Origin of the sequence: Pseudomonas avellanae BPIC 631 (genome assembly GCF_000444135.1) — a bacterium.
Taxonomy (GTDB): Bacteria; Pseudomonadota; Gammaproteobacteria; order Pseudomonadales; family Pseudomonadaceae; genus Aquipseudomonas; species Aquipseudomonas avellanae.
Genome location: NZ_ATDK01000047.1, coordinates 36,784 through 51,321, shown reverse-complemented (window position 1 = coordinate 51,321; position 14,538 = coordinate 36,784). Strand labels below are relative to the sequence as shown.

The following is a 14,538-nucleotide window of genomic DNA, read 5'->3' as shown; positions in this document are numbered from 1 at the left end:
GTTAACAGTGCAAAACGTCTGATTATCTGATCGGGCGAGGTTTTTTAACCTCAGGCCATGAAGGCATCAAAAATCGATGCTTACTTCAGACCCTCCCTAATGACCTCATCCACAGTGGTCCTGCGCTGGCGAAAACACGAGCAGGTCTGGACAGAATGCATATGCAACAGCAAAGGCTACAACCAGTGCACACCACCAGAACCGGGTTCGACAGTTAAGCTGATATCATTCACGCACCTGCAAGCCGAGTCGAAGCACATGAACCGTCGCAAGAAAATACAACAACTGTTAAAGGCTCATGCCAAGAAAGCCAGCGCCAAACTGGCACCGGCAAACAAGTCCAGCTACGTGAGCAAGGCTGATCGGTTGAAGCTGGCGGCAGAGTCCGATCAGGATCAAACGACTTCTAGCGAGGGCTGATCTCTATAAGGTTAAGGCTATCGGAGTCTTCAGGCCGATCTGAGCTGTTCATTGCAATCCGATGTAATTACAGCGAGTCGAACAGGTCGTGAATTCGCTGGGAAACGTGCAATGGCAAGCCGTCGTCGTATTCTGACTGGACCAGTTCCTGGTCGTAGTATTCCGTGCCGTTGACGACCTGCAGCATTGCCGGGGGCACCGGTCGGTTTACGGGCTGGTCAGGGTAGTCGTCAGGCCTGGCGCTCTCCGATTGCATTGGATCAAACCAGATACTGCGGCCCTGATAGAACCCATTCTGAACGCGTGTCTCGATGAGTCGCAGCATCTCGAAAGTTTCTGCATCGTCTACTTGCTCTACATGTTCGAAAGCTACGTACCAGGCAGCACCGAGGTTCCAGTAAATAGTGAGGGCAGTTGCCACTTCCAGCGACGGTTGATCAAGCAGCCACTTCAGGCCTGGTTGATTGTCCGAGTAGTTCGACCCATCGGCGTAGGCATGCCAATCGGCCGGCGTTGCTGATTCAAGATGTTCGCGGATGACGTCCAGGATCAGCGGAGTGAGGTCCGGTTCTTCCATGTTTGGCAGGTTTCCTCGATTGAAACGCTTAACGTGCTCGCACGTTGGCAATGTCGATATGCAGAAGCTGGCAATGGGAGCAAAGTTATCACTCCCATAGCTGAACTGGCACACATTTCTTGTTTGCCAGCCTGAACGTATAGCTTCAGAAATGGAGGCTTCGACGGGCTTTACTTCGCAAACGAATACTTACCGCCCTGCTCCAGCGCTTGGCGATACGCAGGTCTTTCCTGGCATCGTTGTACCCAGGCCGCAAGGTTCGGATAGGGCGGCAGCATTCCCTGCATTTTGGCGAATTCACCAATGAAGCTCATCTGAATATCCGCGCCACTCAATTCGTCGCCCAGCAGATAGGGCGTCAGCCCCAGGGCTTGGTTCAGATAGCCCAGGTAGTTGGCCAGTTCCGAGTGAATACGTGGATGCAACGGTGCGCCAGCGTCACCCAGGCGACCGACGTACAGGTTAAGCATCAGCGGCAGAATGGCCGAACCTTCGGCGAAGTGCAGCCATTGCACGTACTCATCGTAGGTGGCGCTGGCAGGATCCGGTTGCAGGCGGCCGTCGCCATGACGGCGGATCAGGTAATCGACGATGGCGCCAGACTCGATAACCACGTGGGGACCGTCTTCGATCACCGGGGATTTGCCCAACGGATGAATGGCCTTGAGTTCAGGCGGCGCAAGGTTGGTTTGCGGGTCACGCTGGTAGCGTTTTATCTCGTACGGCAGGCCAAGTTCTTCAAGTAACCACAGAATGCGCTGCGAACGTGAGTTGTTCAGGTGGTGGACAATAATCATGTGGGTCTCCGCTGGATGAGAGAGGGATGTCTAGAAAAAGACTGCTGCGCCGCCGTAGAGTGCCGTGAATCGAATGTCCTCTGGCGACCTCAGACGCTTCTGTCGGCGCAGACCGTTGCCGACTCACCGCGAAGCTGACGCTCCACCGCCGCTTTATCGATTACCGACCAAACGCCGATTATCTTGCCATCGCTGAATGTGTAGAACACATTTTCGGAAAAGCTGATGCGCCGTCCTTGTGTGTCCTGCCCCAGAAATCGACCGTGTGGCGAGCAGTTGAAGACCAGCCGGGCAGCGACCTGTGGTGCTTCAACGACCAGCAAATCGATGTTGAAACGCAGGTCGGGGATGATCCTGACGTCGTTTTCCAGCATCGTTTTATAGCCGGACAGGCTGATCAGCTCACCGTTGTAATGCACATTATCGTCGACGAAGTTGCCCAACTGGTGCCAACTACGGTCATTCAGACAGGCGATGTAAGCCCGATAGTGATCGGTCAGGTTCATGGCGCGCCCTCCTTCAGGTATTAAAAGCAGTCACTGTCAATAACCCAGATGACCCGTACAGTTTTAACAGAGTCATAGGGAACTAGCGCGGCCGACATCGCCCTAAGCCTCACATCCATGTACTGGCGCGACGCTGGTTTCAAGCGAAGGACTACAGATTCATGTCTTCAAGTAGCACTGCAGCAGCGGCTGACACGCAAGGTCGGCAAAACGCCTCGCCGAACCGACTGATTTTCATCTCCGTACTTGTGGCAACCATGGGCGCGCTCGCATTTGGTTATGACACCGGCATTATCGCCGGTGCACTGCCCTTCATGACCCTGCCTGCCGACCAGGGCGGGCTGGGTTTGAATGCCTACAACGAAGGGATGATCACCGCCTCGCTGATCGTCGGCGCAGCGTTCGGCTCACTGGCCAGTGGTTATATTTCCGACCGTTTCGGACGTCGCCTGACCCTGCGCCTCCTGTCGGTGCTGTTCATCGCGGGTGCGCTGGGTACGGCTATTGCGCCGTCTATCCCGTTCATGGTCGCTGCGCGCTTCGTGCTGGGTATCGCGGTGGGTGGCGGCTCGGCGACGGTGCCGGTGTTCATTGCCGAAATCGCCGGCCCCTCGCGTCGTGCGCGGCTGGTCAGCCGCAACGAACTGATGATCGTCAGCGGCCAGTTGCTCGCCTATGTGCTCAGCGCGGTCATGGCCGCGCTGCTGCACACACCGGGTATCTGGCGCTATATGCTGGCGATCGCGATGGTGCCGGGGGTTTTGCTGCTGATCGGCACCTTCTTCGTACCACCTTCGCCACGCTGGCTGGCGTCCAAAGGCCGTTTTGACGAAGCTCAGGATGTGCTGGAGCAATTGCGCAGCAACAAGGACGATGCGCAGCGTGAAGTGGACGAAATGAAAGCTCAGGATGAGCAGGCGCGCAATCGTCCCAAGGCAAAGGAGTTGCTGCGTCAGCGCTGGGTCATCAAGCTGCTGCTGATCGGCATCGGCCTGGGCTTTACCGCCCAGCTCACCGGTGTAAATGCCTTCATGTATTACACACCGATCATTCTCAAGAATACCGGGATGGGCACCAACGCTGCACTGACGGCCACCATCGGCAACGGCGTGGTGTCGGTCATCGCGACCCTGCTGGGCATCTGGGCAATCGGTCGTTATGGTCGTCGCCACTTGCTGATGACCGGCCTGGTGATGGTCATCCTGATGCAGGCAGCACTTGGCTGTGTACTGCAATTCATGCCGCAGAACCTGACCCAAAGCTACACGGCCCTCGCCTGCATTCTAGTGTTTTTGCTGTTCATGCAAATGTGCATTTCGCCGGTGTACTGGCTGTTGATGTCGGAGTTGTTCCCCATGCAGGTGCGGGGTTTGCTGACCGGCACAGCGGTGTCGATGCAATGGCTGTTCAACGCCTCGGTGGCGTTTACCTTCCCCATTGCAGTGGATACCATCGGCAACCCGACGTTCTTCATCTTTGCGGCCATCAACGTTGGCTCGCTGATCTTCGTGTTCCTGTGCCTTCCCGAGACCAAGGGCAAGTCGCTTGAACAGATCGAGAAACACCTGAAGAAAGAGCTGTAACCAGCGCCTTAGCGGCTCGTATCTCAACTAAAGGAATAGCGATGTCCACCACCGAGCAAGCCACTGCCACCGTAGAAAGTGTCACCTTCGACAGTGCCATCCCGATACTGCGCATGTTCGACGAGCACAAGGCGCGCGAGTTCTACCTCGACTTTCTTGGTTTCAGTGTCGAATTCGAACATCGGTTCGAAGCCGATCTGCCGCTGTATCTGGGCATCAGCCGCAACGGACTGCACCTGCACCTTTCCGAACACCACGGCGATGCATGCCCTGGAGCGACCGTGTTCATACCGACCCGCAACATCGAGCAATTACGCGATGAGCTGATTGGCAAGCAGTATGGGTATGCGCGCCCGGACATCGTGCAGCAGGGCTGGGGGAAAGTATTGGAAGTCTGCGACCCGTTCGGCAACCGGATCAGGTTTTGCGAGAGCTGAGATAACATCTGGCGCGATCAACATCCTGATCGCGCCACAACACCCGCCAAACGTGTGACCCATCGTCGGGCAACGGGATGTTTTCGGGCACAACCCTGATGCATGAAAGTACCGTTCACTCTTGCCCGAACGCCTCACACCCCTCTCGATTCAACGCTTTGCCAACCTTGGCCCATTAAGTGCATAGGTGCCTGTTCATCTTGTATACATGAATGAACACCACCATGATCGCACTCGACATTAATGAACTTCAGTCGGCGTTACGCTCGGGTACAACCACCCTGGCGACTCTTGTGCACTCCCTGACGGCGCACATTGATGCCGATGATCGACCCGAAGTCTGGATTTATCGTGTGCCTGCTGCGGACCTGCTTGAAAGAGCGGCCGCGCTGGAAGGTATCGCCGCAGAGCTGGGCGATTCGGTGTATGAGCAACTGCCGCTGTTCGGTGTGCCGTTTGCGGTCAAGGACAATTTCGACGTAGCGGGAATGCTCACCACGGCTGCATGCCCGGCTTTCGCTTATACCGCCAGAGAAAACGCTCATGTGGTGCAGCTATTGCTCGACAGTGGCGCGTTGTTGATCGGCAAAACCAATCTCGATCAGTTCGCCACCGGCCTGGTGGGCGTTCGCTCGCCTTACGGCGCGGTACGCAACGCTCACGACCCGGCCTATGTGAGCGGCGGTTCCAGTTCAGGGTCCGCCGTGGCGGTAGCGCGCGGCTACGTGAGTTTTGCACTGGGCACCGATACGGCAGGCTCGGGGCGAGTGCCCGCAGGGTTCAATGGCATCGTCGGGCTCAAGCCCAGCCTTGGTTTGTTCAGCAGTCGCGGCGTTGTGCCCGCTTGCCGCACGCTGGACTGCCCGTCGATCTTTGCCACCGACGTGATGCAGGCCTGGCAGGTGGCGCAGGTCATCGCCGCCTACGATCCGCTGGATCCGGGCAGTGTGGCCGTGCAGGCCTTGCCGGTGCAGCGCCGGGCCAAGCGTGTGGCGGTTGCCCGCCAGTGCGAGTTCTTCGGAGACACTCAGGCGCAGGCGGCGTATTCAAAGGCGCTGGCGGCGCTGCGTAACGATCCACTGGTGACCCTCAAAGAGATCGAGTTTGACGTGTTCGTCGAAGCGGCGGCGCTGCTCTATCAAGGCCCGTGGGTGGCCGAACGTCGGGCAGCCGTCGGCAGGGTTTTTACCGAAAACGCTGCCGATGTTCACCCGGTGGTGCGGGGGATTCTGCAGAGCGCTGCGTCCTTCGATGCCGTCGACGCGTTCAACGCCCGTTATCGCCTGGCGGACCTGACCCGGGCAGCCGAAAACCTATTGGCTGACGTGGATGTGCTCGTGGTGCCGACCGCGCCGTGCATGCCGACCATCAATGCGGTGCTGGAAAACCCCATCGAGCTCAATTCACGGCTCGGCTACTACACCAACTTCGTCAACCTGATGAACATGTGCGCCATCGCCATCCCGGCAATCGCTCGTGCTGACGGCTTGCCGGCGGGCATCACGCTGATAGGGCCAGCGGGTGCCGATCAGCGGCTCGCAGAGTTCGCCGCTGCCTGGCAACCGCTGTTCGGCAAGGCCGACCAGCGCGAGGCCGTCGCGATGGCCCCCCTGCCCTGTAATGCCCCGACCGTGCAAGTGGCGGTGGTGGGCGCACACTTGCACGGCCAGCCGCTCAACTGGCAGTTGCTGGAAAGCAGCGCGCGCCTGCTGCAACTCACCACCACCAGCGCTGATTATCGGCTGTATGCGCTGGCAAAGACGTCGCCACCCAAACCTGGGCTGGTGCGTGTGCCCCATCAGGGCGCCCGCATCGAGGTCGAGGTCTGGGAAATGCCGCTGAGCCGGTTCGGGGCCTTTGTCGCCGCAATTCCTGCACCGCTGGGCATCGGCTCCCTGCAACTGGCCGACGGGGCGTGGGTCAAGGGTTTCATCTGTGAACCGGGCGGCCTCGACGGGGCGCTGGACATCACCGATTTCAAAGGCTGGCGCGCCTACCGCGCCGCACACACATCTTCCATCGCTCATTGATCAGGGGTAGCACCATGTCAAACGTTGATCGTCGCAGTTTCATCAAGTTGGCGGGCATTATCGGTCTGAGCGCGGCGCTGCCGTTTGGTCGCGCCTACTCCGCCGATGCGCCGCTGGTGGTGGGTTTTATCTACGTCGGGGCGCGCGACGACTTTGGTTACAACCAGGCTCATGCCCAGGCAGCAGCGATTATCAAGACGCTGCCCAACGTCAAAGTGATCGAAGAGGAAAACGTCCCGGAAACCGTGGCCGTGCAGAAGACCATGGAAGCCATGATCCGTCAGGACGGCGCAACGCTGATTTTCCCGACCTCGTTCGGCTACTTCGAACCGCATGTGGTTAAGGTCGCGAAAAAGTACCCGGACGTACGTTTTGCGCATTGCGGCGGCCTCTGGCAGAAAGGTAAGGACCCGATGAACGCGGGCAGCTTTTTCGGTTACATCGACGAAGCGCAATACCTCAATGGCGTGGTTGCCGGGCACATGAGCAAGAGCAAAAAGCTTGGCTTTGTCGCCGCCAAGCCGGTGCCGCAAGTGCTGCGCAACCTCAACGCCTTCGCCATGGGCGCACGCTCGGTAGACCCGAGCATCGTCACCACGGTGATTTTCACCGGCGACTGGTCGTTGCCGGTCAAGGAAGCGGAAGCCGCCAACGGCCTGATCGATCAGGGCTGTGACGTGCTGACCTGCCATGTCGATGGCCCCAAAGTCATTGTCGAAACCGCTGAGAAGCGCGGCGTCATGACCTGCGGCTACCACGCCAGCCAGGCTGCGCTGGCGCCCAAGGGCTACCTGACCGGGGCCGAATGGAATTGGGAAACACCTTATCGTGCTCATGTGGCTGCGGCCCAGAGCGGCGCGCCGATGATCAACTTCCTGCGGGGCGGCCTCAAGGAAGGCTTCGTCAAGACGTCCGCCTACGGTCCTTCCGTCACTGCCGCTGCGAAGCAACAGGCGGATGCCATCAAGGCGCAGATGCTGGCGGGTCAGTTCGTGATATTCAAAGGCCCGCTCAAGAACAACAAAGGCGCTGTGGTGATTACCGATGGCGTGGCACAAACCCAGACCGACATTGCCCTGGAAAGCATGAATTATCTGGTCGAAGGTGTGCTTGGCCAGATCTGAGGAACGTTCATGAGTTCATCCACACGTCTGCGCCGTCTTGCCAGCGCGCTGTTGCCGGGGTTGCCTACGCTGCTGGCGGTGTTTTCCTCGTGCGCACTGTTCGGGCTGTTTCTGGCGGTTCAGGGCAAGCCGGCGTGGCAGGCACTGCAACTGGTCGGCGAAGGCGCGTTTGGCTCCTGGTTCGCGCTGGAGAACACTTTGCAACGCGCAGCGCCGTTGATGCTGACCGCGCTCTGCGTCGCTCTGCCTGCACGGGCCGGGCTGATTATTATCGGCGGCGAAGGCGCTCTGGTGCTTGGTGCACTGGCAGCGGCGGTCACACCCTTGTGGCTGGGACACTTGCCGCCTGCTTTGATGCTGGCATGCATGGCGCTGGCGGCAATGACCGTGGGCGCGCTGTGGATCGGCCTGAGTGGCTTGATGCGCCAGCGCCGTGGGGTCAATGAGACGATCAGCAGCCTGCTGCTTTCCTACATCGCTCTGGCGCTGTTCAGGCAGTTGGTGGAAGGGCCGTTGCGCGATCCGGCAAGCCTGAATAAACCTTCTACCCCACCGCTGGACGATACCTACCTGATCGGCACCATCAGTGACGGTTTTGAAGTGCATTGGGGGCTGGTGGCGGGCGTGGTCGCCTGTTTGCTGGCGTATGTGCTGGTGCGCCACAGCGTCAAGGGCTTTGCCCTCGCGGTGGTCGGCGGCAACGTGCGCACCGCGCTGATGATCGGCTTGCCGGTGGACCGCCTGATTCTGCTCAGTTGCCTGTTGGGCGGCGCGGCGGCGGGTCTGGCCGGCATGTTCGAAGTCACGGCGGTACAAGGCAGCGCGAATGCGGCACTGATCGCAGGCTACGGCACCAGCGGCATTCTGGTCGCCTTCGCCGCCCGCCATCATCCCCTGGCGATTATCGTCTGCGCCATCTTGCTGGGTGGGCTGGAAGCCAGTGGCGGACTGCTGCAAAGACGGCTTGGCCTGCCAGATGCGACCACGCTGATTCTGGAAGGGCTGCTGTTCACCAACCTGCTGCTCTGGGAAGCCTTGGGCGGGCGTATCGCGGCCTGGAAAATCAGGCTGGCAACGACGCACACATGGGTCGATGAGAAAGGAGCTTTGCACCATGGCTGATATCGACCTGAGTACCTTTCTGCTCGCCTTGCTGGCCGGCGCAATCCGCGTTGGCACGCCGTTTCTGTTCGTCAGCCTGGGCGAATGCCTGACCGAGAAAAGCGGCCGGATCAACCTGGGGCTGGAAGGCATTCTGGTTGCCGGCGCGATGTCCGGATACGCCGTGGCATGCCTGAGCGGCTCGGCATGGCTGGGCGTCGGCGCGGCTGCCGGTGTCGGCGTTGTGCTCGGCCTGTTGCACGGCCTGGCTTGTTCGCTGCCGCGGGTCAACGACATCGCGTTCGGCATCGCGCTGATTCTGCTCGGCACCGGGCTGGCGTTTTTTCTTGGCAAAGCGTTTATCCAGCCGCAAGCGCCCATGTTGCCTTCACTGGCCCTGGGTGCCTGGAGCGATGAGGAACGCGTGCGTTCGGCGCTGAACATCAATGTGTTGTTCTTCGTCGGCGCAGCGCTGGCATTCGTACTGCACTGGGGGCTGCGCACCACGCGTTGGGGGCTGATGCTGCGGCTGGTCGGCGACCACGCCGAAACCGCTCAGGCGCTGGGCTATCGCCCGCTCAAGGTGCGCATTCTGGCCACTGCCATCGGCGGCGGGCTGGCCGGGATTGGCGGGGCCTATCTATCGCTTTACTACCCCGGCAGCTGGAACGAAGGGCTGTCCAGCGGACAGGGCCTGATGGCCGTTGCACTGGTAATTTTTGCCCGCTGGCGGCCACTGGCGTGTCTGTGGGCATCGCTGTTGTTCGGTGCAGCCGGTGCGATCGGCCCGGCCTTGCAGGCAGTGGGCATCAGCACCGGTTACTACCTTTTCGCGGCGGCACCTTATGCATTGACGCTGGTGGTGATGTACGCCACCTGTCGCAGTGGGCGCACGCTGAACGGCGCGCCGGGCGAACTCAGCCTGACACGATGAACTGATCTTTCGAGGAGGCATGACATGGCCAGTGGTCTTGGTGGTTTGAACAAGTCGCCCAACGGCGTGGTGATCGGCCTGGCGCAACTGGCGCTGCCCGATCCCCATACCCGCGAGGCGTTGTGGGCACAAACGCAGAAAGTGGTCGGCATGGTGGCCAAGGCGCGACGCAGCAATCCGGGCATGGACCTGATCGTGTTCCCCGAATATTCCCTGCATGGCCTTTCGATGAGCACCGCGCCGCAGATCATGTGCCACCTCGACGGGCCGGAAGTCATCGCGCTGCGCGAGGCGTGCAAGGAACACCACATCTGGGGCTGCTTCTCGATCATGGAAGCCAACCCGCACGGCAACCCGTTCAACAGCGGACTGATCGTCGATGACCTCGGCGAGATTCGCCTGTACTACCGCAAGCTGCACCCGTGGGTGCCGGTCGAGCCCTGGGAGCCGGGTGATCTCGGCATTCCGGTGTGCGATGGCCCGCGCGGCAGCACGCTGGCGCTGATCATCTGTCACGACGGCATGTTCCCGGAGATGGCCCGCGAGTGCGCCTACAAAGGTGCCGACATCATGCTGCGCACCGCCGGTTACACCGCGCCGATCCGCCATTCGTGGAAGATCACCAATCAGAGCAATGCATTTACCAACCTCATGCAAACCGCGAGCGTGTGCATGTGCGGCTCCGATGGCACGTTCGACTCCATGGGCGAAGCCATGTTCGTCGATTTCGACGGCACGATCATGGCCGAAGGTGGCGGCCGGGCCGACGAAATCGTCTGCTGCGAACTGCGACCTGATCTGGTCCGCGAGGCGCGTGTGCATTGGGGTGTCGAGAACAACCTCTATCAGTTCGGCCATCGCGGTTATGTGGCGGTCAAGGGCGGTGCCCGCGATTGCCCCTACACCTACATGCACGACCTGACCGCTGGCCAGTACAGCTTGCCCTGGGAGAACGACGTGGTGCACACCGACGGCCGTTCATGCGGTTTTGCCACACCCGAACGCGAATTCAAGCCCACGCCCAGCAGCTGGAAGGAGTAAACGCCATGAGCGAACGTCACGTTGATTCGGCGCCCTATCCGTGGCCCTGGAACGGCCAGTTGCATGCGCACAACACGGCATTGATCGTAATCGACATGCAGACCGACTTTTGCGGCGTCGGCGGCTATGTGGACAGCATGGGCTACGACCTGGCGCTGACCCGCGCGCCCATCGAACCGATCAGGGCGCTGCTGGCCGTGATGCGCCCGCTCGGCTTCACCATCATTCATACCCGCGAAGGCCACCGCCCGGACCTCAGCGACCTGCCAGCCAACAAACGCTGGCGCTCGCAGCGCATCGGCGCGGGGATCGGCGATCCCGGCCCGTGCGGCAAGATTCTGGTGCGCGGCGAGCCGGGCTGGGAAATCATCGACGAACTGGCCCCGCTGCCCGGCGAAATCATCATCGACAAACCCGGCAAAGGCTCGTTCTGCGCCACTGATCTGGAGCTGATCCTGCGCACGCGCGGGATCGACAACCTGATCCTGACCGGCATCACCACCGACGTTTGCGTGCACACCACGATGCGCGAAGCCAATGACCGTGGCTTTGAATGCCTGCTGCTTGAAGACTGCTGCGGCGCGACCGATCCAGCCAACCATGCCGCTGCACTGAGCATGGTCAAGATGCAGGGCGGCGTGTTCGGCGCAGTCGGCCACTCTTCGCTGCTTCGCACTGTGCTGGAGGCTTGAACATGCGCGCCGCGAGCCTGGAAACGATCGGTGCCAGCAAACATTTCGGGACGTTTCGGGCACTGGACGAGGTGTCGTTCAAGGTCCGCGCCGGCACCGTGCACGCCCTGCTCGGCGAAAACGGTGCGGGTAAAAGCACGCTGGTCAAAGGCATCATCGGCTACAGCCCGCTGCAATCGGGCAGCATTCTGGTCGATAACCGCGAGCATGCAATTGGCACCCCGCGCGATTCGCATCAGTTGCAGATCGGTATGGTCTATCAGCACTTCACCGTGGCGCCGGGCCTGAGCGTTGCGGAAAACCTGGTGCTGTCGCGGGGTGATCTGCCGTGGCGTATCAATTGGGCCGCCGAGCACGAGCGCCTTGAAGCGTTCATGGCGAACATGCCCTTGCGGCTCGACATTCATAGGCCGGTCAGCAGCCTGGCCGCTGGCGAAAAACAGAAACTGGAAATCCTCAAGCAGCTGTATCTGCAGCGACGGCTGGTCATTCTTGACGAGCCCACCTCGGTGCTCACGCCCCAGGAAGCCGATGAAGTGCTCGGCCTGATGCAGGCAATGGCGCACCGTGGCGACCTCACCGTGCTGATGATCACCCACAAGTTTCGCGAGGTCAGCACTTACGCCGACGACGTTACCGTGTTGCGCAAAGGCCGCTGGGTCGGCACGGCAGCCGTGGCCGACACCAGCACTCGGCAGATGGCCGCCTGGATGATGGGCGAAGCACAGGTGCGCAGCGTCAGCACCGAGCGTCCGGTATCGGCACCCAGCGCGCCGCACTTGCAGATCGAGGGGCTGGACGTGCCGGGCGACAAGGGCACGCTCGCGGTGAAAAACCTGTCTCTGGCGGTTCATCCGGGGGAGATTGTCGGGGTTGCGGGTATCTCCGGCAACGGCCAACGCGAACTCACCGAAGCCCTGCTCGGCCAGCGACCGTTCAGCGCAGGAAAAATCTCGGTCGACGGCCAGCCTTACCACGCCCGTCGCGAACAGATGCAGCGCCTGCGCGTGTTCAGCTTGCCCGAAGAACCCCTGCGCAATGCCTGCATCGCCAGCTTCAGCGTCGCTGACAACCTCGCTCTGCGCAACTTCGACAAGCCGCCCTTGTGCCGTCAGGGCTGGCGTCTGGATCGTCGGGCAATCGGTGCTCAAGCAAAAACGCTGATCGAACAGTTTCAGGTTTCACCCAAGGACCCGGACCGGCCGATCGGCACCTTGTCCGGGGGCAACGTGCAGCGCGCTGTGCTGGCCCGTGAACTGACCCGTGACGTCGCCGTGCTGATCGTCGCCAACCCGGTTTTCGGCCTGGATTTCGCCAGCGTGGCGCTCATCCACCAGCGCCTGATCGACGCCCGCAACAATGGCACGGCGGTTTTGCTGCTCAGTGAAGACCTTGACGAATTGCTGAGCCTGGCCGACCGTATCGTGGTCATTCATGACGGCGAGCTGGTCTTTGAGACCCGCGCAGAGACTGCCGACCGCACTGAACTGGGCAGGCACATGGCCGGTGCAGAACAACGTTCGCAGGCGTTGGCATGATCAGCATCAGTGCGCGCCCCGACACTTTTACCTTCGAGCCATCGCGTACCGCTGTGGTGATCATCGACATGCAGCGCGACTTTCTCGAACCCGGCGGCTTTGGTGCCGCGCTGGGTAACGACGTCGCCCCGCTGCAAGCCATCGTGCCCACCGTGCAGCAACTGCTGGCGCTGGCTCGCGAACAGGGTCTTGTAGTAATTCATACCCGAGAATCTCACCGCCCGGACCTGTCCGACTGCCCGCAAGCCAAACTCGATCACGGTTTACCGGGCCTGCGTATCGGCGACCCCGGCCCGATGGGACGTATTCTGGTTCGCGGTGAATACGGCAACCAGATCATCGACGCCCTGACGCCGCTTGCCAGCGAGTGGGTCATCGACAAACCGGGCAAAGGCATGTTTTTCGCCACCGATCTGCACCATCGGCTCACCGCTGCGGGCATCACTCATCTGATCTTCGCCGGCGTCACCACCGAAGTGTGCGTGCAGACCAGCCTGCGCGAAGCCTGCGACAGGGGTTATCGCTGCCTGCTGATCGAAGACGCGACCGAAAGCTACTTTCCGGCCTTCAAACAGGCCACTCTGGACATGATCACCGCGCAAGGTGCGATTGTCGGGCGAGTCGCCTCGCTCGCCAATCTGCAGCACGCCCTGCACACAAGGAGTACGCCGTGATGGACATCAACCTTCCACATGTGGTCGCCGAGGTGAGCCACGCCTTCACCGACTACGAACGCGCCCTGCTGGCCAATGAACTGACCACACTGGATGCGTATTTCTGGAATGCCGAACACACCGTTCGCTACGGCGTCGCGGAGAACCTGCACGGTGCCGATACCATTGCGCGCTATCGACGCCAATGCCAACCGGTCGGCCCCGGCCGAACGCTGTTGCGCACGGTGATCAGCACCTTTGGTGAGGACTTTGCCACGGTGAGCACCGAGTTTCACGATGGCGTCACTCAACGCCTGGGACGGCAAATGCAAACCTGGGCTCGCCTGGAAGGCGGCTGGAAAGTCGTTGCTGCACATGTCAGCATTGACCTCAGCAGTCTGGAGCCACGCCCTTGAATTCCCCGTACATCACCAATGCGCTGGCAGAAGACGTCTATCGTCGGCTCAAGCAAGAGATTTTCGACTTTTACCTGCTGCCCTACGACCGGTTCACTGAAACCCAGTTGGCAGATCGCTATCAAGTTTCGCGAACCCCGGTGCGCGATGCGCTGTATCGCCTGCAACGCGAAGGTTATCTGGATGTCGAGTTCCGTCGCGGCTGGTCAGTCCGGCCGCTGGATTTCGACCAGATCGACCAATTGTACGACCTGCGCATCGTGCTTGAATGCGCGGCTATCGAACGCATCTGCGCATCCACCGACGTACACCCGGAACTCAATATTCTCCGAGAACACTGGCTGGTTGCGCCAGATCGCAGGCAAACCGACATGCAAGTCGTCGCCGACCTCGACGAACAGTTCCACACGCAACTGGTCGCGGCCTCGGGCAATCTGGAAATGGCCCGCGTTCATCAGGAAGTCACCGAACGTATTCGCATTGTGCGCAGGCTGGACTTCTTCAAAAGCGCCCGCATTGAACATACCTACCTTGAACACGCCGCTATTCTCAACGCACTTCAGGCGCGTAAACGGGACGACGCGCTGGTGCTGCTGCGCTCACATGTGGAGATCAGCAAACTGGAAGTGCGCAAACTGACGATATCCATGCTCACTGATGCACGGCGGCGGTATGAGGCGTGAGGCGTG

The 14,538-nt window shown here is 60.5% G+C and carries 16 protein-coding genes; 13 read left to right on the top strand and 3 right to left on the bottom strand.

Translation table 11 applies throughout. The features are described from left to right. Positions 1 to 258: 258 nt before the first annotated feature. Positions 259 to 420 carry a DUF2986 domain-containing protein gene (locus DW49_RS1000000134000; protein ID WP_080271671.1) on the top strand — a complete coding sequence of 54 codons (162 nt, stop codon included), beginning with the start codon at positions 259 to 261 and terminating at the stop codon, positions 418 to 420. A 67-nt stretch (positions 421 to 487) separates the two neighbouring features. Here the strand turns inward: DW49_RS1000000134000 and DW49_RS0102635 are convergent, their stop codons facing one another. From DW49_RS0102635 to DW49_RS0102625, 3 genes are all read right to left on the bottom strand, one after another. Beyond that, positions 488 to 997, bottom strand: coding sequence for a DUF4274 domain-containing protein (locus DW49_RS0102635; protein WP_005615679.1), 510 nt, complete (start codon positions 995 to 997; stop codon positions 488 to 490). Positions 998 to 1,167: 170 nt separating this feature from the next. After that, positions 1,168 to 1,794: a glutathione S-transferase family protein gene (locus DW49_RS0102630; protein WP_005615677.1), complete on the bottom strand. Its 627-nt coding sequence runs from the start codon at positions 1,792 to 1,794 to the stop codon at positions 1,168 to 1,170. 89 nt (positions 1,795 to 1,883) lie between these two features. After that, entirely contained in the window at positions 1,884 to 2,300 is a 417-nt protein-coding gene (locus DW49_RS0102625; protein WP_005615675.1) for an ester cyclase, read from the bottom strand. 161 nt (positions 2,301 to 2,461) lie between these two features. On the opposite strand from DW49_RS0102625, the gene DW49_RS0102620 reads away from it, so the two are divergent. The 12 genes from DW49_RS0102620 (at position 2,462) to DW49_RS0102565 (ending at position 14,532) form a co-directional block, all read left to right on the top strand. Further along, positions 2,462 to 3,883, top strand: coding sequence for a sugar porter family MFS transporter (locus DW49_RS0102620; protein WP_005615672.1), 1,422 nt, complete (start codon positions 2,462 to 2,464; stop codon positions 3,881 to 3,883). A gap of 41 nt (positions 3,884 to 3,924) precedes the next feature. Continuing rightward, entirely contained in the window at positions 3,925 to 4,320 is a 396-nt protein-coding gene (locus tag DW49_RS0102615; protein WP_005615668.1) for a glyoxalase superfamily protein, read from the top strand. A gap of 224 nt (positions 4,321 to 4,544) precedes the next feature. Next, on the top strand, positions 4,545 to 6,350 hold the full coding sequence (gene atzF, locus DW49_RS0102610; protein ID WP_005615665.1) for an allophanate hydrolase: 1,806 nt from the start codon (positions 4,545 to 4,547) through the stop codon (positions 6,348 to 6,350). 14 nt (positions 6,351 to 6,364) lie between these two features. Continuing rightward, a complete protein-coding gene (locus DW49_RS0102605; protein WP_005615661.1) occupies positions 6,365 to 7,474 on the top strand; it encodes a BMP family ABC transporter substrate-binding protein in 1,110 nt (369 codons plus the stop codon). Between the two features lie 9 nt (positions 7,475 to 7,483). Further along, complete coding sequence (locus DW49_RS0102600) at positions 7,484 to 8,596, top strand: ABC transporter permease (RefSeq protein ID WP_005615659.1); 1,113 nt, start codon at positions 7,484 to 7,486, stop codon at positions 8,594 to 8,596. Next, complete coding sequence (locus DW49_RS0102595; protein WP_005615656.1) at positions 8,589 to 9,509, top strand: ABC transporter permease; 921 nt, start codon at positions 8,589 to 8,591, stop codon at positions 9,507 to 9,509. Before DW49_RS0102600 ends, DW49_RS0102595 begins: the two co-directional genes overlap by 8 nt. A gap of 24 nt (positions 9,510 to 9,533) precedes the next feature. Then, entirely contained in the window at positions 9,534 to 10,550 is a 1,017-nt protein-coding gene (locus DW49_RS0102590) for a formamidase (protein WP_005615653.1), read from the top strand. Between the two features lie 5 nt (positions 10,551 to 10,555). After that, positions 10,556 to 11,242 (top strand): biuret amidohydrolase, encoded by a 687-nt coding sequence (biuH, locus tag DW49_RS0102585; RefSeq protein WP_005615650.1) that lies wholly within the window; start codon positions 10,556 to 10,558, stop codon positions 11,240 to 11,242. Positions 11,243 to 11,244: 2 nt separating this feature from the next. Further along, the gene (locus tag DW49_RS0102580) at positions 11,245 to 12,780 is read left to right on the top strand and encodes an ABC transporter ATP-binding protein (protein ID WP_005615647.1); all 1,536 of its coding nucleotides are present in this window, start codon (positions 11,245 to 11,247) and stop codon (positions 12,778 to 12,780) included. Next, complete coding sequence (locus tag DW49_RS0102575; protein ID WP_005615644.1) at positions 12,777 to 13,454, top strand: cysteine hydrolase family protein; 678 nt, start codon at positions 12,777 to 12,779, stop codon at positions 13,452 to 13,454. Before DW49_RS0102580 ends, DW49_RS0102575 begins: the two co-directional genes overlap by 4 nt. Beyond that, positions 13,454 to 13,849: an oxalurate catabolism protein HpxZ gene (gene hpxZ / locus DW49_RS0102570; protein ID WP_005615642.1), complete on the top strand. Its 396-nt coding sequence runs from the start codon at positions 13,454 to 13,456 to the stop codon at positions 13,847 to 13,849. Before DW49_RS0102575 ends, hpxZ begins: the two co-directional genes overlap by 1 nt. After that, a complete protein-coding gene (locus DW49_RS0102565) occupies positions 13,846 to 14,532 on the top strand; it encodes a GntR family transcriptional regulator (RefSeq protein WP_005615639.1) in 687 nt (228 codons plus the stop codon). Before hpxZ ends, DW49_RS0102565 begins: the two co-directional genes overlap by 4 nt. The last annotated feature ends 6 nt before the right edge of the window (positions 14,533 to 14,538 follow it).